This window comes from Pectobacterium polaris, assembly GCF_002307355.1.
Lineage (GTDB): Bacteria > Pseudomonadota > Gammaproteobacteria > Enterobacterales > Enterobacteriaceae > Pectobacterium > Pectobacterium polare.
On record NZ_CP017481.1, the window covers coordinates 2482406 to 2504467 of the forward strand.

The window sequence follows — 22062 nt, forward strand, 5'->3', positions numbered from 1 at the left end:
GGAGGGGAGATGCTTAGTCTACCTGTGTCGCGCCGCCGTTAACGGAGGACAGGTAATTCAGCAGGGCGATATCGTTCTCGACGCCCAGCTTAGTCATGGCTGACTTTTTCTGGCTACTGATCGTTTTGATACTGCGATTCAGTTTTTTGGCGATTTCGGTAACCAAAAAGCCTTCTGCAAACAAACGCAGTACTTCACTTTCTTTTGGTGACAGGCGTTTGTCGCCGTAGCCGCTGGCGCTGATTTTCTCCAGCACTTTGGATACGCTGTCCGGCGTGAATTTCTTCCCTTTTTGCAGGGCAGCCAGCGCTTTGGGTAAATCGGTCGGCGCACCCTGTTTCAGTACGATGCCTTCGATATCCAAATCCAGCACCGCGCTCAGAATCGCCGGATTATTGTTCATGGTAAGAACAATAATAGAAAGGTGGGGAAAATGGCGCTTAATGTATTTAATGAGGGTAATACCATCGCCGTATTTATCGCCTGGCATGGATAAATCGGTGATTAAAACATTAGCGTCCAGCTTAGGTAGGTTATTGATCAGCGCTGTTGAGTCTTCAAATTCGCCAACCACATTGACCCATTCAATCTGCTCAAGCGATTTTTTGATGCCAAAAAGGACAATAGGATGGTCGTCGGCAATAATTACGTTTAAGTTACTCATCGTTTTGGTTACTCATCTTGTTGGCTACCTTGCTGCCCTTTAGGTTCTACTGGGGATAGTAATGCACTGACAAACCTCTCAATTTCATGAAGGTTAGCCTCGATCTGTTCACTATCATGCGCGGTAATATGCTGTTCAAGCTGTTCACACAACTGTTTGCCAGGATGCAGATTAAGCATGGCAAACACGCCTTTCAGCCGGTGTGCCGTCTGCGAAAGCGACGGGAAATCGCCTGCTTCCACTTCAGTATACAGCCTCTTTAAATCATCCGGTACTGTCTCCACGAACAGCGAATAATAGTCGCTTGCTGCCAATTGTTCGGCGTAAAATTCGACATTATCCGGTTCCCCTTCCTGTAGCGCATCGGGTGATGTTTCCAGTTGTAGCTCAATCAGCTTAAGTAATGCCTCCAGCAGGAGGTGGCTGATATTATAATTCACCCGCAAACGGCGCGGGCCCAAAGGCGTTACTGTGTCATCGTCATGACTCAACAGCAGCGTATAATCTGCTTTTTTCTCCGGGTCGTCAGTCATGCAGATATCCGCTTCCTGATTAATCTGGCGTTCATCGCTAACCAGATAATTCGCACCCCAGCCCGTCAGCATATTGCCGACAATATGCTGTACTTCATCAGACGTCACATCCAGCAGAACGGTAATACCATCCAGCAGTTTTTCTTCCTCAACGGGAAGCGCTTCTGGCTCCAGTTTTAGCGTCAGAATATAGTGTGTGCCTAATCCGGCCTTACTGTTGATAGTTAACGCGCCGCCCAGTTTATTACAGAGTTGATTGCACAAAAATAAGGTCAATCCTGAATTTTGTCCGAAACGATCGGAAGTTGCAGGATGCAGGAAGGGGTGCCGAATATTTTCCTGCTCTTTGCCTGAAACATTCGTTCCCGTATCGCTGATCTGAATAATCAGCGTATCCGACTCATTATTTTTTCTATCAATCGACACCGTAATCTTGCCGTAATCCGTATTGGTCACCGAATAATTCAGCAACAGCGCCAGCGTCTTTTTCAACAGCTCGGCATCGCCCACGTAGGTTTGATTCATATCCAGATTGTAATGATGGAATAGGGTCAGACCTTTTTGATTCAATCGTGGCAGCAGCTCAAGGAGAACATGGTCGATAACCGTCAGCGGTGAAAAACTCTCGTTGACCACGCTCCATTCCTGCGCTTCCAGCTTTTCGTGCAAGGCAATATTTTCCAGCAGCTCAATCGCGCAGCGGGTATCCGCCGTTAGCTGATCCAGCGTGGGTGTCGGTACGGTTGCTGTCTCGCTGTGGCGTAGCGCATGAATATGCTGTCGCAGTGAAATCAGCGGTTGTTTGAATTCGCTGAGCAGGTTTTGGAATAACCGTTTTCTGGCATGAATATTCTTTTCGTATTCACGCTGGGCGAGCAGCAATTTCCGCTGTACCAGAATCTCTTTATCCTGTTCACGCAGCAGGAAGAGGCAATAGTCAGGCGAATATTGGCTGCGAATTTGGCGTATTTCATACATCTCATTATTAATCGTGACCTGAATGACGCCCTGATGCTCGTCCGCCATATTGGTGATTTTTTGCAGGCTCAGGTGCGGAAGCAGCTGCTCTGCGCGCTCATTCTGTATGACGACTTTATTGTTGCTGAAATCATAAACCAGCACGCCCATCGGGATTCTGCCCGTGGTTTCGCGGTAAATATCCAGCGTCTTTTCCAATTGATGCGAGACATCCTCTCTGGGATGCGCATACTGTCGACGGAAAAGATAAAAGCCGACGATAGACACACTCAGCAGAACCAGATTCAGCAGCAGAAGCCAGACGTTATTACGTAATGAATCAATAATCAGGACTTTTATCGGCACCTGAAAAACGATTTTTATCGGCGCATTCACGAGCGTGGCGGAGATTTCAAGATTCGAGCCATGAAGCTGAACGTCAGCCGTGCCTTCGCCATTATTGTTATCCATATTGCTGGCCGCCGGCGTATCCGGCTTCAGCATAAGATGCTCACGCGGAATGGTGTCTGGGATTAAATCGTTAATCGGTAAATCGAACGCCAGAATCGTCGCCAGATGGCCCGGCTGATTGAATGTGGTGCGTAGCGTAAAATAGTAGTCGTTATAGAAGCGTAATTTACGCAGCGGGGAAAAACTTTCGCGCTCGTCTAGCACATTCGCCTGTTGCAGCATTTCTGTACGGCGTGCTTCGGCGATGACCGTAATATAATTACCACGGAACTGCGAGGAGATATCTTTCAGCGTCTGCGTGGAAATCATCGTCAGGCTGTTGTCGATACCATTCAGGTAATACATGGAATAGACGCTATTCTCCGCGCCCCAGAGAATATCAAGATAGCGTGATATCCGGCGAACTGAGGTGAGCGTCCCTTTATCGTGTTGCCCAAAAATCAGCGCGTCCGTTTTCTGACCGTTTTTTTCTACATAGAAAACATTCGGCATTAAATTAATGGCGCTAATGTTGGCGTCGCTAGAAGCTGGTTCGCTGTTCAGGCTGCCGTATATTTGATAGGTGAAAAAACGATAGGTATCGACGCGTTTTTGTATGCCCTGAGCGATGGTCGTCAGCGAATGTTTTTTGTCCGTTAGCAAATCGTTGATGTAGTTATAGCCAAATGTTCCGGTAATCAGGAGCGAGAGCACCGTAAGGAGTGAAAAATAACGCAGGATCATGGCTGGCATCAATTAACGCTCCTGATTAGCGGATAACGGCACGTGCGCTGGCGCTAACGCCTAGCAATAGCAGTGCGACAAACCCGAATGCGGTAGCCAAATTGCTGAACTGTGCAATAAAGCCAAGAATAGTCGGGCCGATCAGAATACCTGCATAGCCTACCGTGGTAATGGAGGCGATGGCCAAATTCGGCGGCATGATCTTTTGATTCCCCGCGGCGCTGAAAAGGATCGGCACCACATTTGATGCGCCGATGCCCACCATCACAAAGCCAAGAAGGGCGGTGATTGCATTATCAATGCTGATCGTTAACACCAGACCGAGTGCGGCGCAGAGGCTGCCACCGGTCAGAATTGCGTAGCGTCCTAGTGCGTTAACAATACGATCGCCGTTCAGCCTGCCTAGCGTCATCGCGACGGAAAACGCCGCATAGCCCATACCCGCCTGCGCGCCGCTCAGGTTGCGTTCAACCGTTAAAAAGAGGGCGCTCCAGTCCAGTATGGATCCTTCGGCTAAGAACATGATGAAGCACAGTGAGCCAATGAACATCACCCAGCCGCGCGGGATGACAAACAGCGGGCCGTCGTCATCTTGATTTGTGGTGCGCAGCAGGTGTTTGTGCGCTGTTGCCATCACTATCAGCATGAGTGCGACAATCGCCAGAATTGCCATCAGCGGAGACAGGCCAAGCCACAGCAGGGCGCTAACACCGCCTGCGCCGACAATCCCACCTATGCTAAAGAAACCATGAAAACCGGACATCATCGCCCGGCCGCTCGCCCGTTCCACGATGACGGCCTGAATATTCATCGCGACATCAATCATGCCCATGGACGCGCCGAAAAAGAGCAGCGTTATCGCCATCAGAGGCAGCGTTTCCGCCTGCGTCAGCGCGGGCAACACCAGACAAAGCAGCGCACTTGCCAGCAAAATAACGCTGCGGCACCCTAGCTTGCTGGTGAGGAAACCGGTCAGCGGCATGGCTAAGAGCGAGCCAATACCGAGAGAAAGCAGCAACATCCCCAGAGAGGCATCACTGATAGCCAGCCGCGTTTTGACAAAGGGCACCAGCGGCGCCCAAGCAGCCATAGCAAAGCCCGCAACAAAGAAAACGAGGCGAGTGGCTGCCTGTGCTTTCTTGCCTGGCAGATTCTGATTAATGCATAACGGGTTGGAATTCAGTGTTGTACTCATCCTGAATGAGGCTATCCGGTCGATGTAACAAGGGCCTATTTTTACCATAATTAGCGGTCTGAATGGAAAGAATCCTGGTGTGCGGTTTTGGCGCGAGGAAAGAAGGGAGGCTTTGGGCCGTGGAACGGGCAAAAAAATGCCGATTAGATAATCGGCAAAAGAATCGGTCAATTGAAGCAATAATGATGATGGAAGAGGATTTTAGAGCGATGTGCGTGACCCGTTTTGCCGTTTGGTGCGATTTCAGTCCATGCTCACCATTATGGTCATGAGGATAACCCTCATGGGGTAAAAGATACGGCAAGGTGTACCCTGCTGAGGGTAGCCTGTTGGTCTTGCGTAACCTCTCACCCACGGCGTGTTTTTTTCCCGTATAATCCCCTACTTTGTGTTAGGTCTCCGGGGTAACGGTGAAACAACTTTCCGACTTGCTGCGGCATCTGCAGCAGGATTTGCGCGAGCCACAGCCTGAACGCGCAGGTTTCAGACAAATAACGCGTTCATTACGTCTCAGCGAAACGTCTGAGCTATTGCCGTGGCTGGCGACCCAGCCAGTGTACCCCCAGTTCTATTGGCAGCATCGTCAGGATCGTGAAGAAGCCGCCGTGTGCGGCAACGTGTGCGGGTTTCGCCACATTCAGGATGCTGAGGCATTCCTCGTTCAGCAGCAGTGCGATCCCGATGTGCGCATCTGGGGGCTGAACGCGTTTAATCAAACGAAAGAGGACGGCGCTGCCTCACCTGGCTACCTGTTTTTGCCTCGTGCAGAACTACGGCGTCAGGATGATACGCTCAGCCTCAGCATTAACCTGTTCAGTGACACCTCATTGCAGCAGGATGCTGTTGAAGCCTCGGCGTTTATTAACCTGCTTCTGCCACCCGCGTCGCAGCCTCTTTTGCATGCGGAAGTGCAATCCGTCGGGCATCAGCCGGAGCGTCAGGGGTGGATTGATTTGCTCCACCGCGCGCTGCATGACATCAATGCCGGGCTGATGGAAAAAGTGGTTCTGGCGCGGGCGACCACGCTAACGCTGACACAGCCGCTACAGGCCACCACCTTTATGGCCGCCAGCCGAGCGGCAAATCACCACTGTTTCCATTTCATGCTGGCGCATGATGCGCGCCATGCGTTTCTCGGCTCCAGCCCGGAGCGGCTTTATCGCCGTCGGGGTAGTGAACTGGAAACTGAGGCGCTGGCGGGGACGGTGGCAAGCGATCGCGATGCACGCAAAGCCGCGGAACTGGCCGACTGGCTGATGAATGACACCAAAAATCAGTGTGAGAACATGCTGGTGGTGGATGATATTTGTCAGCGGCTACAGCAGTCCGCGCTGTCGCTGGATGTCATGCCGCCGGAAATTGTGCGCCTGCGTAAAGTACAGCATCTGCGCCGTACCATTCACGCCACGCTGCGCACTGCATCCGATAGCGCGTGCCTGAATGCGTTACAGCCCACGGCAGCCGTCGCGGGCCTGCCGAGGCAAGAGGCTCGCCGTTTTATTGCTGAACATGAACCGTTTGAACGTGGCTGGTATGCCGGTTCTGCAGGTTACCTTTCGCGTCAGCAGTCTGAATTCAGCGTGGCGCTACGTTCGGCCGAAGTGCGGGATCATGTTTTAACGCTTTATGCCGGTGCCGGAATTGTGGCGGCTTCTGATCCAGAACAAGAATGGCAGGAGTTAGAAAACAAAGCAGCAGGGCTAAGATCCCTGTTAGACGGTGATATGTCATAGTTTTGTTTTATGGTTGTTGTGCGAGGTACTGGTTTATATCAAAGTCAGCGTGAGAAAAAAAAATATAATAAGGCTGATCTCGATGTTTGCTGAAGGGCACCAGACCGCCAACAGTTTGATCATTATTATTTGCTTAATACCCTAAATAATTCGAGTTGCGTGAAGGCGGCTTGAAGCATAACGGATATAACCTGCAACCTGAGTTGTTGAGTACAACATGTCAACAAGTGTATTTAATCGCCGCTGGGCTACATTACTGCTGGAATCGCTGACCCGCCACGGTGTCCGGCATGTCTGCATCGCGCCTGGTTCGCGCTCTACGCCGTTGACGCTGTCTGCGGCGGACAATCACGCACTGATTTGCCACACGCATTTCGATGAGCGGGGGCTCGGGCATCTGGCGCTGGGGCTGGCAAAAGCGTCGCGTGAGCCGGTTGCGATTATCGTGACGTCAGGCACCGCTGCCGCGAACCTTTATCCAGCCATCATCGAAGCTGGGCTGACCGGTGAACGTCTGGTGGTTCTGACGGCCGACCGCCCGCCAGAGCTGATTGACTGCGGTGCAAATCAGGCGATTCGCCAACATGCTCTGTATGCTTCACACCCCACGCTGGCGCTGGATTTGCCGCGCCCTACGCCCGATATTCCCGCTAGCTGGCTGGTTTCCTCTGTGGATAGCGCAATGGCGCGATTGACGCACGGCGCGTTGCACATTAATTGTCCCTTTGCCGAACCGTTGTACGGTGCCGATGACGGCACGGTGTATCAGGACTGGCTGATGACGCTGGGCGACTGGTGGAACAGCCGTGAACCCTGGCTGCGTGAAATGCGCCAGAGTACGCTGGCGGTGCAGTCGGACTGGCCGCAGTGGCGACAGAAGCGGGGCGTTGTTCTCGCTGGTCGCGTGACACCAGAACAAGGCGCGCGACTTGCCGCGTGGGCGAACGAACTGGGCTGGCCGCTGATTGGTGATGTCCTGTCGCAAAGCGGGCAGCCGTTACCCTGTGCGGATATTTGGTTGGCGCATCCTGACGCAGCGGATCGCTTACGGCAGGCGGACATTGTCCTGCAGTTCGGCGGCAGCCTGACGGGTAAGCGCCTGCTGCAATGGCAGGAACAGTGCCAGCCGCAAGAATTCTGGTTAATCGATGACCTGCCGGGACGGTTGGATCCGGCTCACCATCGCGGACGCCGTCTGGTGGCGGACGTGGGCGAATGGCTGTCTGCGCATCCGGCACATAAACAAGCGCCATGGGCGGATTTGCTGGCGGATATTGCCGACAAAACGCAGCGGCAGATCGACGCGCATCTGGCTTCCCGTTTTGGTGAGGCGCAGCTGGCGCAGCGCATACCGGCGCTGTTGCCGCCGGATGGACAGCTATTTGTCGGCAACAGCCTTGTGGTTCGCTTGATCGACGCGCTGGCGCAACTCCCGCAGGGATATCCGGTGTACGGTAATCGCGGTGCCAGCGGCATTGATGGCCTGATCTCCACGCTGGCTGGTGTACAGCGTGCTACGTCAAAAGCCACGCTGGGCATCGTCGGCGATCTTTCCGCGTTATACGATTTGAATGCTCTGGCGCTGCTGCGTCAGGCTCCCGCACCGCTGGTGTTGATCGTGGTAAACAATAACGGCGGCCAGATATTTTCCCTGCTGCCGACGCCGGTTGCACAGCGTGAAGCGTTTTACTGCATGCCACAAAATGTGGAGTTCGGCCACGCGGCCGCGATGTTTGGCTTGAATTACCTGCGCGCCGAGAGTTGGGAACAGCTGGCGGACACGGTGACGAATTGCTGGACTCAGGGCGGCGTCACGCTGCTGGAAGTGGTGGTTGAACCGAAGGACGGCGCGGAAATGCTCAATGAATTGGTCGCTCAGGTGGCGACGTGGGCGCACTAGCGTTTCAGGGGCCAGATTTTCAGAGGCCAAGCTTTCAGAGGCTAGGCTGCCGGAAAGTGACGCATGGCGCGGTGGCGCCGAGGCAGCCGTGGTTGGTGTGTCTGCATGGTTTATTAGGCAGCGGCGAAGACTGGCTGCCTGTTTTGCCGTTTTGTCGTGACTGGCCGGTGCTGCTGGTGGATTTACCCGGACACGGTGCGTCGCGAACGATTTCCACAACAGATTTTGCCGATGTCAGCCGCCAGTTAAGTAAGACGCTGTTGGATCAAGGCATTGAGAATTACTGGCTGCTAGGCTATTCGCTCGGTGGGCGTATCGCGATGTATCACGCCTGCAACGGACAGCATGACGGCATGCTGGGGCTGTTGGTTGAAGGCGGTCATCCCGGTCTGGCAACGCCGGAGTTGCGTTCGGAACGTATCCACCATGATGCACGCTGGGCGCAGCGCTTTTGTCAGGAGCCGCTGCCAGCGGTCTTGCAGGACTGGTATCAGCAGGCGGTGTTTGCCGATCTGGATTCAGTGCAGCGTGAACAGCTGATCGCGCGTCGCAGCGCGAATCACGGTGCGTCCGTTGCGGCAATGCTGGAAGCCACCTCGCTGGGGCAACAGCCTTTTTTGGCAGAACGCCTCCGGCACCTGTCGATACCTTTTGTTTACTTATGCGGTGCCAGCGACGTGAAGTTTCAAACGCTGGCGGCGCAATACGGCCTGCCGTTACTGAGCGTGGCTCAGGCGGGTCATAATGCTCATCAGGCGAATCCAACGGCCTATGCCGAGCGGGTTCGCTCTTTTCTTTTGCATCACGTTAAGGATTGATAACTATGCTTTATCCGAGTGAAGACCTGCTTTACGCACCGATTGAATGGCACGATTGCAGCGGCGACTTCGCCGATATCCTCTACCATAAATCTATCGATGGCATTGCCAAAATCACCATTAACCGTCCTCAGGTTCGCAATGCGTTCCGTCCGCAAACGGTAAAAGAGATGATTCAGGCGCTCGATAATGCCCGTCACGACGACGGTATCGGGACGATCATTCTGACTGGCGCGGGCGATAAGGCATTCTGCTCCGGCGGCGATCAGAAAGTACGCGGCGACTACGGCGGTTATCAGGATGACAGCGGCGTGCATCACCTGAACGTGCTGGATTTCCAGCGTCAGATCCGTACCTGTCCGAAGCCGGTTGTTGCGATGGTCGCGGGATATTCCATCGGTGGCGGACACGTTCTGCACATGATGTGTGACCTGACGATTGCGGCAGAAAACGCCATCTTCGGTCAAACGGGTCCACGCGTCGGTTCCTTCGACGGCGGCTGGGGCGCTTCTTACATGGCGCGCATCGTGGGTCAGAAGAAAGCGCGTGAAATCTGGTTCCTGTGCCGCCAGTACGATGCGGCGGAGGCGCTGGATATGGGCCTGGTTAACACCGTGGTTCCGTTGGCAGAGCTGGAAAAAGAGACGGTGCGCTGGTGCCGTGAAATGTTGCAAAACAGCCCGATGGCGCTGCGCTGCCTGAAAGCGGCGCTGAACGCGGACTGCGACGGTCAGGCTGGCTTGCAGGAACTGGCGGGTAACGCCACCATGCTGTTCTACATGACGGACGAAGGGCAAGAAGGCCGCAATGCGTTCAACGAAAAACGTCAGCCTGACTTCAGCAAATTCAAACGGAATCCGTAATGCGCCAGGTTACTCTCTATCGTTACAGCGTGCCGATGGAAGCCGGAGTGGTGCTGCGTAATCAGCGTCTGAAAACCCGCGATGGGCTTATCGTTCGCTTGCAAGATGGCGAGCGATTGGGCTGGGGCGAGATCGCGCCGCTGCCGGAATTCAGTGTGGAAACGCTGGCAGAGGCGGAATCAGCCACGCTTGAACAGCTAACATCGTGGGCGGCAGGCGCGGCATTTTCTGACGATCTTCCGCCTTCTGTTGCCTTTGGCTTGAGCTGTGCGCAGGCCGAGCTGGATCAGCGTCTGCCGCTGGCGGCGGACTATCGCAAAGCGCCATTGTGCAGCGGCGATCCTGACGAGCTGTTTGACATGCTACAGGCGATGCCAGGCGAGAAAGTGGCAAAGATCAAAGTCGGCCTGTACGAAGCGGTGCGTGATGGCATGATCGTTAACGTGCTGCTGGAAGCCTTGCCGGATCTGAAACTTCGTCTGGATGCAAACCGCAGTTGGACGCGAGCCAAAGCCGACGGCTTCGCTCGTTATGTCGCGCCGTCATTACGTTCGCGTATTGCCTTTCTCGAAGAACCTTGTAAAACCCGTGAAGAATCTCGCGAGTTTGCGAGGGAAACGGGTATCAGCATTGCCTGGGATGAAAGCGTGCGCGATGCGGATTTTCGAGTGGAAGCTGAGCCGGGCGTGAGCGCGATTGTGATCAAACCGACGCTGGTCGGTAGCCTCGCACGCTGCCAGCAACTGGTGCAGGAAACGCATCAGGTTGGATTAACGGCGGTGATCAGCTCCAGTATCGAATCCAGTCTGGGCTTAACGCAGCTGGCACGTCTGGCGCACTGGCTGACACCGGACACGATCCCAGGGCTGGACACGTTGGATCTGATGCAGGCGCAGGTGATTCAACGTTGGCCGGATAGCGCGTTGCCGCTGCTGGCTGCTGAGCAACTGGACGTGGTATGGCAATCCTGACTGATTGGCCGTGGCGACACTGGGCTAACCAGACGTCCCAGCCTGTTTCGGTGAATGCGCCTGTCTCGTTGAATGAGTCAATCGCATTGATTGACGACGAAACCCGCTGGAGTTGGCATGCGCTTGCCCAGCAGGTGGATCACCTGGCAGGGCATTTCACACAGCAGGGCGTGATGGCCGACGATACGGTCGCGCTACGCGGGAAAAATAGCGTCCAGATGCTGTTCAGCTATCTGGCGCTGTTACAGTGCGGCGTGCGCGTGCTGCCGTTGAATCCACAGTTACCTGATGCACTAACCGAGGCGCTGTTGCCTGCGCTGAATGTGGCGTATGGTCTGTGCCTGAATGATAAACCGTGGCCGAATGCGATACGTACGCTTTCTTTGCCTCCTATTTCTTTGCCATCAGACGCTTCGCCATCAGGCGATACCGAAGAAAGTCACTGCATCGACCAAGTACGCTGGCAGGCCGATCGGCTGGCGACGCTGACGCTGACATCCGGCTCCAGCGGGATGCCAAAAGCCGCGGTGCATTCATTTGCTGCCCATCTCTCCAGTGCGGAAGGTGTGGTGCAGATGATGGCGTTTTCCTCCAGCGACAGCTGGCTGCTGTCACTTCCGCTTTTTCATGTTTCCGGGCAGGGCATCATCTGGCGCTGGCTTGCTACTGGGGCAACCATTGTTGTTCGCGCACATCAGCCTCTGGATAGTGCGCTGCGCGATTGCACCCATGCTTCTCTGGTGCCAACGCAACTGTGGCGACTGCTGTCAGAGGGGACATTCCCTTCGGCATTGAAGGCCGTATTGCTTGGTGGCGCGATGATCCCACAGGCGCTGACGCAACAGGCAGAAGCGCGAGGCGTTAGCTGCTGGTGTGGCTATGGGCTGACGGAGCTGGCGTCCACGGTCTGCGCGAAACGTGCTGACGGGCGTTCGGGCGTCGGCATGCCGCTGCTCGGGCGAGAGATCCGGCTGGTAGAGGAAGAAATTCTGCTGCGTGGCAGCACGCTGGCAACTGGCTATTGGCGTGATGGAAAACTGACGCCTTTGGTCGATGATGACGGCTGGTTCCACACGCGGGATCGCGGGCTATTTACCGAAGGTGAGTGGCACATTCTGGGGCGTCTGGATAACCAATTCTTCAGCGGTGGAGAAGGGATCCAGCCCGAGAATATCGAAGCTGTGTTGTTGGCGCATCCTGATGTTCAACAGGCCTGCATTGTGCCCGTTGACGATGCGGAGTTCGGCCACCGTCCTGTTGCGGTGTTGGAGGTGGCACAAACCACGACGCTTGATGCAATACGCGATTGGCTACAGCCACAGCTTGCCGGATTTCAGCGTCCGGTTACGTATTATGCGCTGCCCGCTGAACTGAAAAATGGTGGGATTAAGCTTTCTCGCCAGCAGGTGAAAAGCTGGGTCAATGCAGTGCACCATTCGTCCAACACAACAGGCGGCGCAGCGCGCTCGTAGGCTAGTTGTCCGGTGCGCTGGTGACGGACTTCGCCACCTTTCGCGGGTGATTGGTCTGATTACTGGCGCGGGTTTCACGATCGAACAGCGCCAGCTTCTCCAGAAACCACGTGTCCTGAAACCGCATCGGGCTGTGCCTGTCGGAACTCACCGTGTGAGGGGTATCCATCGTCGTTGCGCGCTTTTCTGTGGTTAATTTTCCTTCTCTCATCATCGTTTCCTTCTGCCTGCTTTATCGTCATCCATGACGATTACTATTGTTCACTTTGTCTTTTTTGAGCAAATAGGCGGCGCTTATTGCTGCTATTGTCAGCAGCGCTGAAAGCAAACTTTCATGATTATTAAAAGAATAAATCGCTGCTCAGGGCAATTTCATGCTGGAGTGAGGGGGCGTTTCGGGTAGAATCGGCACCGATAACACCTTTACACGCGCGTTTAACGACGGTTTTTAAGGATATTGAAAATGAAAAAGTTTGTGATTGCCTGTGCGGGAAGCTTGTTACTTGCAAGTGCTTCTGTACATGCCATTAGCCTTTCCGGGGAAGCAGGTCGCGATTACGCTGGTGCTAGTGCGGGCTTCGGTCTGGGCATTCCAGGGCTTGCGGGCAATGTGAGCTATGCCCACGGCGACAACAACAATGATGTATACGGCTTCGGTCTGGGATACACCATTCCTGTTGGTCCACTCAAGCTGACGCTGGGTGGCAAAGCGCTGTACCTGAATCAGGATCACGGCAATGATGGCTATGGCGTCGCACTGGGCGGTGGCGTGCAGTGGCCGCTGAGCCGTCAGTTCTCGCTGTATGGTGAAGGTTACTATTCACCGGATTCCTTCTCCAGCCATGTCGACCACTATGTTGAAGGGAAAGCAGGCGTACGCTGGCAGGTGTTTGCACCGCTGAGCGTTGATGTCGGCTACCGTTATATCAATATGGCGCGTGAGAATGGCCCGGATAACAGACTGGCGGATTCTGCCTATATTGGCGTTGGTCTGAATTTCTGATAGCTATCTGAAATTAAAAAGAAAAAAGAGCGTGAATGCTGAGTTCACGCTCTTTTTTTATGACGGACATCCTTGTCCGCCACCCTTCGGGCCGTCGCAAGCGACGTTGAAAAACGCTCCCAGCGTTTTTTTATGCACGTAAGGTTAACTGATTGACGGTAGCCAGCCCGCGACCATCGCCAGTTGGATCAGGATAATCGCTACTCCGCTGGTGAAGACCAGTGCCAAGACTGGCGCGCCACCGCGCGTTGCGCGTATTTCAGGACGCTGTTTGCGTACCTGCCAACTCAGCAGGGCGGGAATAAGCAGTGCCAGCACGGCCAGTGCGATCGCCGCATAGCCCAGCGCCATCACGAACCCTTGCGGATAAAAGAGGGCAAACACCAGCGGGGGAATAAAGGTCAGCAAGCCCGTTTGCGCGCGCCCGATGATGCTATTTTTACGTTTAAACAGATCGGCTAAATAATCGAACAATCCAAGTGCCACGCCGAGGAAAGAGGTCGCCAGTGCCAGATCGGCAAACAGGTGTACGGCCAGTTCAACGTGCGGTGAGGCAACCAGCGTGCGAATAGCCTGCATCAACCCATTCAATCCCGCCTGATCGGCCAAAATAGCGTTGAATGTTGAAGAGCTGAGGCTGCCCAGCATCACAAGCTGCCAGAAAATATAGGCAATCAGCGGTATCACGCTACCGATAAGGAATATCCGGCGCAGCTTACGGCTGTCGCCCCCCATGTAGTGCACGATACTGGGGATACTGCCGTGAAAGCCGAAGGAGGTCAGAATGACGGGTAATGCTGAGAGCGTCAGACCTTGTTGCAGCGGCAGCGTTAGTAGGTTGACGCGCTGAATATGCGGCACCATGACGGCCAGCATGATGACAAGCATCAGGACTTTGCCGCTAAACAGGATGCGGTTAAACAAATCGACGGAGGATGTGCCGATACAGACTACGCCGCCAGCAACCAGCGTAAAGAGCAGAATGCCTGCGGACAATGGAAGTGAGTAGCCACTCCACTGGCTAATACTACTGGCGAGCAGTTCGCCTGCGCCGCTGATATACGCTGCCGTTAGCGCATACATCAGGAATAACATACTGAAACCGGTGATCCACTGTCCCCAGCGGCCGAGGTAGATTTTTGCCAGCGTGCCCAGCCCGGTGTGCGACGGCTGATGTTGATACACTTCAACCAGCAATAAGGCGCTGTAACACATCAGTGCCCACAAACCGATTAATATCATCAATGTAGTACCAAACCCGACGCCGGCGGTGGCTAACGGCATCGCCAACATCCCCGCGCCAATGGTGGTGCCTGCAACGATAAAAATGCTGCCAAGAGTACGATTTTTCACCTATTCCTCTATAAATAGCGTGGCTATCCAGATATTTTTGGCAGCAGGGTAGAGTATTCAGTGATTTCTGTCAAAACGCCGTTACGAGGGGTGTAATTTTATATTTACACTAGAGTGAGGCTCGTCGGCGGTGGCGTATTTTTCGGCGGGCTGAAAGAAATATTGTGTTTGTTCATCCGACTTTTTAAAGTGGTTTCAGGATCGTCACGAGGAATAAAAAAATGCTTAGGGTCGAGATGTTATGTACCGGCGATGAAGTGCTGCATGGTCAGATTATTGATACCAATGCGGCTTGGCTGGCGGATTATCTGTTTCAGCAGGGATTACCGATGACCAGCCGGATGACGGTGGGGGACGATCTCGATGCGCTGGTGACTGCGATAACGCAGCGTAGCCAGATAGCCGATATCCTGATTGTGAACGGCGGCCTGGGGCCGACCAGCGACGATCTCAGCGCGTTGGCAGCGGCCACCGCAGCGGGAGAAGGGCTGGTTGAGCACGCGGAATGGCTGGCGCGTATGGAGGCATTCTTTGCCGAACGCGGCAGAGTGATGGCACCGAGCAACCGCAAACAGGCGCAAATCCCTGCCAGCGCGGAAATGGTCGATAACCCGGTGGGCACCGCCTGTGGTTTTGCGCTGCAACTGAACAAGTGCCTGATGTTTTTTACGCCGGGCGTGCCGTCTGAGTTTAAGGTCATGGTCGATCAGCAAATTATGCCGCGCTTGCGCGAGCGTTTTGCTGTCGCGGATGCCCCGCTGTGCCTGCGCCTGACCACCTTTGGCCGATCCGAGAGCGATCTGGCAAGCCAGTTGGACGGTATGGCGTTACCGCCGGGCGTGGTGCTGGGCTACCGCTCTTCTATGCCGATTATCGAGTTGAAGCTGACCGGCCCTGCTGCCCAGCAGGAAAACATGGAGCAACTGTGGGAAACGGTGCGCACCGTGGCAGGGGAAAATACCATCTTTGAAGGAACCGAGGGGTTACCGGCACAGTTGGCACGGCGTCTGGCCGAGCGTGATATGACGCTGGCAGTGAGTGAACACTTCACGGCAGGATTGCTCAACTGGCAGCTCCAGTCGGCGAATGTTCCGCTAGCGGGCGGAGCACTGCTGGCAGAGGTTGAGGATGCTAGCCTGTCTGGGCTAGCGGACTATGCACGTCATCTGGCGGAGCGTCAGGGGGCATCGTTAGCGCTGATTGTAGGGAACCGGAATGATGCGGAGCTGTCCTTAGCGCTGCATACGCCGGAAGGATCTTTCGCCCAAACGATACAGTTCAACGTACAGCGCTACAGCCTGAAAACGCATCAGGAAGTCGTTGCGATGCTGGCGATGAACATGCTGCGCCGCTGGCTAAACGGATGGTCCGTGTATGGCGGACACGGCTGGATAACGGTGTTGAAGACGCTGTAGTCAGCGGGGGATCCAAGACTGCCTCTGAGTCGCATTTTTATGCCGCTGTTGAGGCTGTTTCGTGCGCGATAATGCCGTCACTTTCATGCTACTTCATAGCACGCGCCCGACACGGGACGGCTCAGCGCCGCTCGCCCCGTGACCCCTGGCTTTTTGGCGTGAATTGCGCCGCTGTGCGGTGCCTTCGGCGATCGTTTCCGCTTGTCGAGCCGCCAGTGACGCGTTCCCTACGCGGCACTGGCTTTCGCGGCGTCCATGCCGCTCACTCGGCGGTAACGCTCACCTCAGCGCAATTTTTACGCTGGCTTAGCACGCCCGAAACTATCACATCAATCTAGCATAAGACGATAAGCTCATAAGCCGATGGCTATACCTGCCTGCAAATAAAAAGGCCAGAATCAACGTTCTGGCCTTTTCCACAAGAGAATCAATATAATAACGAATAAAGCTGCCGGCGATAACGAGCGGCGAGGGCGTCGCTGGTACCGAGGGCGGCCATGATGTCCATTAGCGTTTTACGTGCGCTGCCGTTAGCGACGGCCAGATCTTTCTTCAGGAAGCCCATCAGCAGTTCAAGCGCTTCTTCGTTACGCCCAACCTGATGCAGTTGCAGCGCCAGCTGTACCGCCAGCTCCGCATTTTGCGGATCGACGTCCAACTGCTGCTGTAGATGCTGAATTTCTGGCGTATCTGCCGCCTGTTTCAGTAATTCAATCTGCGCCACGAGGCTGTGATAGCGGGTATCCCTGTCTTGCAAAGGAATAGTGGCCAACACGGCTTCTGCATCTTCACTGCGGTTGATCTGAATCTGCACTTCTGCCAGCATCAGACCGATGTCGCTGCGCTGCTGGCTGAGTTGCCAGGCGTCTTTCAGCAGTTGCATTGCTTCCGGCAGTTTGTCTTCCTGAATCAGCTGCTGCGCCTGTGCGACTTTCAGCTCTTCTTCCTTTGGCAGCGCGCGTTTCAGTAATTCACGAATGGCTTCTTCCGGCTGTGGACCCTGAAAACCATCCTGCGGCTGCCCGTCTTTAACCAAATACACGGTTGGGATTGAGCGCAGGCCAAACTGTGCCGCGACGCGCTGTTCGGTATCACAGTCAACCTTCGCCAGAACAAACTGTCCTGCGTATTCCTGCGCCAGCTTGTCCAGCACCGGTTCCAGCTCCAGGCAGTGCTGGCTACGCCCCGACCAGAAGTAAAACAGGACTGGCAGTGTCATGGAGTGTTCCAACACCTGATGCAGGTTGGATTCATTGACGTCAACGATAGTCGCTTGTTGTTCTAACATGAGTAGTCTCTCTTACTTCTTGAATTCATTTGACTCTTAGATGGGGCCTGTCGGTATGACTTACAAGCCTTGTGCAGAGGTGAGTGTGCAATACATCGCCCTCTGCGACCTTATCCTCGTACTACCTTATCCAGAAGACACCCCGGTAGCAAACGACGCAGCCAGGTTAAGGCGTGAGCTACCAGCGTCACGGGATAGCGTAATTTAGGCCGTGAGCTTTCCAGCGCATGATGGAGCTTCGGCAATATCGCTTCCGGTGGCAGCGTGAAGCGCTTGGCGATGCCGGGGTTGGTAACCGGTTTGTCCGTCTGCGTCTGTGCGACATTGCTGGTAAAGCGCGTACTGATTGGGCCGGGCTCGATCAGGCTGACATGCAGGCCGCTGCCGTGTAATTCCATACGCAACGCATCTGACCAGGCTTCCAGCGCATATTTGCTGGCGGCATACGCACCGCGACCCGGTGTTGACACCAGCCCCAGCACAGAACTGGTCTGGATGATACGGCCTTCACCGTGCGGCAGTATCGCGGGCAGCAACAGCTGCGTGAGCTGATGCGTGCCGAACAGGTTGCTGGAAAACTGTTGTTCAAGCTGCTGGCGCGAAATGGTATTCAACGGGCCATACAGGCCATATCCAGCGTTATTAAACAAACCGTACAGACGGTTATCGGTCAGCCTGATCACCTCCGCAGCGGCTTGTTCCACGCTGGCGCTGTCATCCAGATCGAGCGTAATCGCTTCCAGACCGAGCGCAGTCAGACGAGCGACATCCTCTGCGCGGCGGCAGGCCGCAATCACACGATAGCCGCGTTTTTGCAGATCCTGAGCGGCAATCAGGCCAATGCCGCTGGAGCAACCGGTAATGAAGACCGTTTTTTGCATAACTTTACCTAATTCAAAAGCCTATTTATTAAGACTCATGGTTAACTAAGGGTTCCAGCTGCTTCGCCATCCATTCTGCGATAAACGGTTGGGCATCCCGGGTTGGATGGATGCCATCTTCCATCATCCACTCCGGTTTAAGATACACCTGCTCCATAAAGAAAGGCAGCAGCGGAAGCGCAAACTGTTCCGCCAATTTGGGGTAGATATTGCTGAATGACTCGGTGTAGCGACGGCCATAGTTGGTCGGCAAACGGATCTGCATGAGCAATGGCTGTGCGTTAGCCTGTTTGACCAGCGTGATGATTTTCGTCAGATCCTGCTCGATATTGGCTGCCGGAAATCCCCGGAGCCCATCATTGCCGCCCAGTTCAATCAACACCCAACGTGGCTGATGCTGTTTCAGCAGGGCAGGAATACGTGCCAGCCCTTGTGCGGTGGTGTCACCGCTAATACTGGCGTTAACCACCGCGATGCCTTTTTTCTGCGTCTGCCACTGCGTGTTCAGCAGCGTTGGCCACGCGTTAGCGGCTGGCATTTGGTAGCCCGCACTGAGGCTATCGCCCAGAATTAATAATGTGTCAGCGGCGAAAGCGCGTACGCTGCATAATCCCAGAAGCAAAAGGACAAAAACATGTTTGCGAAGACCAGCCCAGCGAGTGCTACGCCAAGCGAAACTGCGCACGTAGAAAACATTCTTGAAGTTCATCATCTTAGTAAGCACGTTGGTCAAGGAGAAAATCGGCTTTCCATCCTTACCGGAGTTGAGCTCATTGTCAAACCTGCGCAGACAATTGCCCTGATTGGTGAATCCGGTTCGGGGAAATCAACCCTGCTGGGGATTCTGGCCGGGCTGGATGATGGCACCGAGGGCGATGTTAGCCTGATGGGAAAATCACTCAACGGATTGGATGAAGAAGGTCGTGCGGCGCTGCGTGCTCAGCATGTCGGTTTTGTCTTCCAGTCTTTCATGCTGGTGCCGACGCTGAATGCGCTGGAGAACGTACAGTTACCCGCATTATTGCGCGGTGAAAGCGACAGCCACAGTCGTGGACAAGCCGAACAGCTGTTACAGCAGCTCGGCCTGGGTGAGCGCTTACATCATCTTCCTGCTCAGCTTTCCGGTGGTGAGCAGCAGCGTGTGGCGCTGGCGCGCGCGTTCAGCGGTCGCCCTAACGTCTTGTTTGCCGATGAACCAACCGGGAATCTGGATCGTAAAACCGGTGAGCGCATCGTTGATCTGCTGTTTTCCCTCAATCGTGATTATGCCACGACGCTGATTCTGGTGACGCACGATGAACAACTGGCGGCACGCTGCGAGCGACGTCTGCGGTTAGTCGACGGCAAGCTGCGGGAGGACGCATGATCTGGCGGTGGTTCTGGCGCGAATGGCGCTCTCCTTCCTTATTGATTGTCTGGCTGGCGCTAACGCTGGCCGTGGCTTGCGTGCTGGCGTTGGGCACGATCAGCGACCGCATGGAGAAAGGGCTCAGCCAGCAGAGCCGGGATTTTCTGGCGGGCGATCGCGTGTTGCGTGCATCGCGTCCCATCGCGGATACCTGGCTTCAGGAAGCGGAGCAGCGCGGGCTGACGCTTAGCCGTCAGATTTCTTTCATGACCATGACGTTTGCGGGTGATACGCCGCAGCTGGCACAGGTTAAAGCGACCGACCAGCGCTATCCGCTGTACGGCAATTTGCAGACGCGCCCCGAAGGGCTGCATGCGGAAGCGGGAACGGTGCTGGTGGCCCCGCGCCTGCTGGCGTTACTTGGGCTGAAAGTCGGTGACATGCTGGACGTCGGCGATACCTCGCTGCGCATCAGCGGCGAACTGATTCAGGAACCAGATTCCGGCTTTAATCCGTTTGAGACCGCGCCGCGTATTCTGATGAATCTGGACGATGTCGAGAAAACCGGCGCGATTCAGCCTGGGGGCCGTATTACCTGGCGCTACATGTTTTCTGGCAATGAGAAGCAAATCAGTGAATTCAGCAACTTCATCAAGCCACAGCTCAAGCCCGATCAGCGCTGGTATGGCATGGAAGATTCTGAAGGTGCACTGAGCCAGTCGTTAAAGCGGTCGCAGCAGTTCCTGTTGCTGTCGGCATTGCTGACGCTGTTGCTGTCTATTGCCGCTGTCGCGGTGGCGATGGGGCACTACTGCCGCAGCCGCTATGATTTGGTCGCTATTCTAAAAACGCTGGGGGCAGGCAAACAGGCGTTGAGGCGATTAATCATCGGGCAGTGGCTTTCCGTGCTCGGGCTGGCGGCGGTTTGCGGTAGCGTGCTCGGCCTTGGGTTTGAGGCGCTGCTGATGAAAATGCTGGCGCCGGTGCTACCCGCCGCATTGCCTGCATCCGGGCTGTGGCCGTGGGTATGGGCGCTGGGATCGCTGGTGCTGATCTCGCTGCTGGTTGGGCTGCGTCCGTATCGACTGCTGCTGGCGACACAGCCGCTGCGCGTGTTGCGTCAGGATGTGGTGGCGAACGTGTGGCCGCTGCGCTATTACCTGCCGATCGTCCTGATTATTGTCGTCGGGCTGCTGGCCGTGTTGTCCGGTGGCGGCGTGCTGCTGTGGTCGCTGCTTGGCGGCGTGGCAGTGCTGTCGCTACTGCTGGGCGTCATTGGCTGGGGCGGTCTGCTGCTGTTACGGCGTTTGACGGTTAAACGACTGGCATTGCGTCTGGCGATTAATCGCCTGCTGCGTCAGCCGTGGTCGACGCTCAGTCAACTGGCCGCGTTTTCGCTGTCATTTATGCTATTGGCGCTGCTGCTGGTGATGCGCGGTGATTTACTGGAACGCTGGCAGCAGCAGTTGCCGCCGGGTAGCCCGAACTATTTCCTGCTGAATATCACGGCAGATCAGGTGCCACAGATAAGGGATTTCCTCTCTCAGCATGACGTGATGCCGGAGCAATTCTTCCCGATTATTCGCGCGCGGCTGACGGAGATTAATCAGCAGGTCGCTACGGAAGTGATCCACGAGGACGATCCGGGCGGCAACACGGTAAACCGTGAACTGAACCTGACCTGGATGAACGGTATCCCGCAACACAATGTGCTGGTAGAAGGTGAAGCACCGAAGGCGGGTGAAGTCTCGATGGAAGCGAAAGAAGCCAAAGAGATGGGGATCAAGATTGGCGATACGCTGACCTTTACCGGCGACACGCAGCCGTTTAGCGCTACGGTGACCAGTTTCCGTCAGGTGGATTGGGAAAGCCTGCGTCCGAATTTCTTCTTCATTTTCCCCGTGGGGGCGTTGGATAACCAGCCACAGTCCTGGCTGACCAGCTTCCGCTACGATGGTGATGAGAAGATGATTACGCAGATGAATCGCCAGTTCCCGACGGTGAGCGTGTTGGATATTGGCAGTATTCTGCGTCAGGTTGGGCAGGTCTTGCAGCAGGTGAGTCGTGCGCTGGAGATTATGGTCATCCTGGTACTGTTCTGCGGCGTGCTGCTGTTGCTGGCTCAGATTCAGGTCGGGATGCGTCAGCGACGTCAGGAACTGATGGTATACCGCACGCTGGGAGCCGGGTTGCGCCTGCTGCGCACCACGCTGTGGTGTGAATTCGCGGTGCTGGGCTTGGTGGCGGGAACGGCGGCGGCGATTGGCGCAGAATCGGCCCTGTGGCTGTTGCAGCGTAAGGTCTTTAACTTTGCCTGGGAACCGAATATCGGGATGTGGATAGCACTGCCGTTAATTGCGGCGTTCCTGCTGTCGCTCTGCGGCGGCTGGCTGGGGCTACGACTCTTACGCGGTAAAGCGTTGTTCCGGCAATTCGCGGGTTAATGCTCTAACGGAAGGCCAGCGCATTGCTGG

Annotated in this window: 18 protein-coding genes; 10 read left to right on the plus strand and 8 right to left on the minus strand. The window is 55.2% G+C overall.

What is annotated here, in order from left to right:
* Positions 1 to 13 precede the first annotated feature (13 nt).
* From rcsB to BJJ97_RS11180, 3 genes are read right to left on the minus strand one after another with little or no spacing between them, the layout of a single operon-like run.
* Entirely contained in the window at positions 14 to 664 is a 651-nt protein-coding gene (gene rcsB, locus BJJ97_RS11170; RefSeq protein WP_005976164.1) for a response regulator transcription factor RcsB, read from the minus strand.
* An 8-nt stretch (positions 665 to 672) separates the two neighbouring features.
* Positions 673 to 3357: a phosphotransferase RcsD gene (rcsD, locus tag BJJ97_RS11175; protein WP_095993977.1), complete on the minus strand. Its 2685-nt coding sequence runs from the start codon at positions 3355 to 3357 to the stop codon at positions 673 to 675.
* Between the two features lie 16 nt (positions 3358 to 3373).
* Complete coding sequence (locus BJJ97_RS11180) at positions 3374 to 4543, minus strand: MFS transporter (RefSeq protein ID WP_095993978.1); 1170 nt, start codon at positions 4541 to 4543, stop codon at positions 3374 to 3376.
* 410 nt (positions 4544 to 4953) lie between these two features.
* Between BJJ97_RS11180 and menF the strand changes: the two genes are divergently transcribed.
* From menF to menE, 6 genes are all read left to right on the plus strand, one after another.
* The gene (gene menF, locus BJJ97_RS11185) at positions 4954 to 6276 is read left to right on the plus strand and encodes an isochorismate synthase MenF (RefSeq protein WP_095993979.1); all 1323 of its coding nucleotides are present in this window, start codon (positions 4954 to 4956) and stop codon (positions 6274 to 6276) included.
* 217 nt (positions 6277 to 6493) lie between these two features.
* Positions 6494 to 8176, plus strand: a complete 1683-nt coding sequence (menD, locus tag BJJ97_RS11190; protein ID WP_095993980.1) for a 2-succinyl-5-enolpyruvyl-6-hydroxy-3-cyclohexene-1-carboxylic-acid synthase — start codon at positions 6494 to 6496, stop codon at positions 8174 to 8176.
* A gap of 56 nt (positions 8177 to 8232) precedes the next feature.
* On the plus strand, positions 8233 to 8994 hold the full coding sequence (gene menH, locus BJJ97_RS11195; protein ID WP_095993981.1) for a 2-succinyl-6-hydroxy-2,4-cyclohexadiene-1-carboxylate synthase: 762 nt from the start codon (positions 8233 to 8235) through the stop codon (positions 8992 to 8994).
* Between the two features lie 5 nt (positions 8995 to 8999).
* Entirely contained in the window at positions 9000 to 9857 is an 858-nt protein-coding gene (gene menB / locus BJJ97_RS11200; protein WP_039486044.1) for a 1,4-dihydroxy-2-naphthoyl-CoA synthase, read from the plus strand.
* The gene (gene menC / locus BJJ97_RS11205) at positions 9857 to 10828 is read left to right on the plus strand and encodes an o-succinylbenzoate synthase (protein ID WP_095993982.1); all 972 of its coding nucleotides are present in this window, start codon (positions 9857 to 9859) and stop codon (positions 10826 to 10828) included. Before menB ends, menC begins: the two co-directional genes overlap by 1 nt.
* Positions 10816 to 12300 (plus strand): o-succinylbenzoate--CoA ligase, encoded by a 1485-nt coding sequence (gene menE, locus BJJ97_RS11210; protein ID WP_095993983.1) that lies wholly within the window; start codon positions 10816 to 10818, stop codon positions 12298 to 12300. The genes menC and menE overlap by 13 nt, the downstream gene beginning before the upstream one ends.
* A gap of 1 nt (position 12301) precedes the next feature.
* Here the strand turns inward: menE and BJJ97_RS11215 are convergent, their stop codons facing one another.
* Positions 12302 to 12514 carry a catalase gene (locus BJJ97_RS11215; protein ID WP_227003514.1) on the minus strand — a complete coding sequence of 71 codons (213 nt, stop codon included), beginning with the start codon at positions 12512 to 12514 and terminating at the stop codon, positions 12302 to 12304.
* A gap of 249 nt (positions 12515 to 12763) precedes the next feature.
* On the opposite strand from BJJ97_RS11215, the gene BJJ97_RS11220 reads away from it, so the two are divergent.
* Complete coding sequence (locus tag BJJ97_RS11220; RefSeq protein WP_010301323.1) at positions 12764 to 13303, plus strand: YfaZ family outer membrane protein; 540 nt, start codon at positions 12764 to 12766, stop codon at positions 13301 to 13303.
* Positions 13304 to 13447: 144 nt separating this feature from the next.
* On the opposite strand, the gene tyrP is transcribed toward BJJ97_RS11220, so the two are convergent.
* A complete protein-coding gene (gene tyrP / locus BJJ97_RS11225) occupies positions 13448 to 14656 on the minus strand; it encodes a tyrosine transporter TyrP (RefSeq protein ID WP_095993985.1) in 1209 nt (402 codons plus the stop codon).
* Between the two features lie 221 nt (positions 14657 to 14877).
* Between tyrP and BJJ97_RS11230 the strand changes: the two genes are divergently transcribed.
* On the plus strand, positions 14878 to 16071 hold the full coding sequence (locus BJJ97_RS11230) for a nicotinamide mononucleotide deamidase-related protein YfaY (RefSeq protein WP_095993986.1): 1194 nt from the start codon (positions 14878 to 14880) through the stop codon (positions 16069 to 16071).
* A 427-nt stretch (positions 16072 to 16498) separates the two neighbouring features.
* On the opposite strand, the gene BJJ97_RS11235 is transcribed toward BJJ97_RS11230, so the two are convergent.
* The 3 genes from BJJ97_RS11235 to tesA form a co-directional block, all read right to left on the minus strand.
* Positions 16499 to 17359 carry a thioredoxin family protein gene (locus tag BJJ97_RS11235; protein ID WP_039486057.1) on the minus strand — a complete coding sequence of 287 codons (861 nt, stop codon included), beginning with the start codon at positions 17357 to 17359 and terminating at the stop codon, positions 16499 to 16501.
* A gap of 110 nt (positions 17360 to 17469) precedes the next feature.
* The gene (locus tag BJJ97_RS11240; protein WP_095993987.1) at positions 17470 to 18240 is read right to left on the minus strand and encodes an SDR family oxidoreductase; all 771 of its coding nucleotides are present in this window, start codon (positions 18238 to 18240) and stop codon (positions 17470 to 17472) included.
* Between the two features lie 28 nt (positions 18241 to 18268).
* A complete protein-coding gene (gene tesA, locus BJJ97_RS11245; protein WP_095701874.1) occupies positions 18269 to 18952 on the minus strand; it encodes a multifunctional acyl-CoA thioesterase I/protease I/lysophospholipase L1 in 684 nt (227 codons plus the stop codon).
* Between tesA and ybbA the strand changes: the two genes are divergently transcribed.
* Together ybbA and ybbP are read left to right on the plus strand one after the other, a co-directional pair.
* Positions 18875 to 19606: a putative ABC transporter ATP-binding protein YbbA gene (gene ybbA / locus BJJ97_RS11250; protein WP_095993988.1), complete on the plus strand. Its 732-nt coding sequence runs from the start codon at positions 18875 to 18877 to the stop codon at positions 19604 to 19606. The genes tesA and ybbA overlap by 78 nt on opposite strands.
* On the plus strand, positions 19603 to 22032 hold the full coding sequence (gene ybbP / locus BJJ97_RS11255) for a putative ABC transporter permease subunit YbbP (protein ID WP_095993989.1): 2430 nt from the start codon (positions 19603 to 19605) through the stop codon (positions 22030 to 22032). Before ybbA ends, ybbP begins: the two co-directional genes overlap by 4 nt.
* The last annotated feature ends 30 nt before the right edge of the window (positions 22033 to 22062 follow it).

What these genes read in the sequence shown, in the direction of transcription:
- rcsB (WP_005976164.1), bottom strand. Translation starts at nt 664, where the DNA reads ATGAGTAACTTAAACGTAATTATTGCCGACGACCATCCTATTGTCCTT.
- rcsD (WP_095993977.1), bottom strand. Translation starts at nt 3,357, where the DNA reads ATGCCAGCCATGATCCTGCGTTATTTTTCACTCCTTACGGTGCTCTCG.
- BJJ97_RS11180 (WP_095993978.1), bottom strand. Translation starts at nt 4,543, where the DNA reads ATGAGTACAACACTGAATTCCAACCCGTTATGCATTAATCAGAATCTG.
- menD (WP_095993980.1), top strand. Translation starts at nt 6,494, where the DNA reads ATGTCAACAAGTGTATTTAATCGCCGCTGGGCTACATTACTGCTGGAA.
- menB (WP_039486044.1), top strand. Translation starts at nt 9,000, where the DNA reads ATGCTTTATCCGAGTGAAGACCTGCTTTACGCACCGATTGAATGGCAC.
- menC (WP_095993982.1), top strand. Translation starts at nt 9,857, where the DNA reads ATGCGCCAGGTTACTCTCTATCGTTACAGCGTGCCGATGGAAGCCGGA.
- menE (WP_095993983.1), top strand. Translation starts at nt 10,816, where the DNA reads ATGGCAATCCTGACTGATTGGCCGTGGCGACACTGGGCTAACCAGACG.
- BJJ97_RS11215 (WP_227003514.1), bottom strand. Translation starts at nt 12,514, where the DNA reads ATGATGAGAGAAGGAAAATTAACCACAGAAAAGCGCGCAACGACGATG.
- BJJ97_RS11220 (WP_010301323.1), top strand. Translation starts at nt 12,764, where the DNA reads ATGAAAAAGTTTGTGATTGCCTGTGCGGGAAGCTTGTTACTTGCAAGT.
- BJJ97_RS11230 (WP_095993986.1), top strand. Translation starts at nt 14,878, where the DNA reads ATGCTTAGGGTCGAGATGTTATGTACCGGCGATGAAGTGCTGCATGGT.
- BJJ97_RS11235 (WP_039486057.1), bottom strand. Translation starts at nt 17,359, where the DNA reads ATGTTAGAACAACAAGCGACTATCGTTGACGTCAATGAATCCAACCTG.
- BJJ97_RS11240 (WP_095993987.1), bottom strand. Translation starts at nt 18,240, where the DNA reads ATGCAAAAAACGGTCTTCATTACCGGTTGCTCCAGCGGCATTGGCCTG.
- ybbA (WP_095993988.1), top strand. Translation starts at nt 18,875, where the DNA reads ATGTTTGCGAAGACCAGCCCAGCGAGTGCTACGCCAAGCGAAACTGCG.
- tesA (WP_095701874.1), bottom strand. Translation starts at nt 18,952, where the DNA reads ATGATGAACTTCAAGAATGTTTTCTACGTGCGCAGTTTCGCTTGGCGT.
- ybbP (WP_095993989.1), top strand. Translation starts at nt 19,603, where the DNA reads ATGATCTGGCGGTGGTTCTGGCGCGAATGGCGCTCTCCTTCCTTATTG.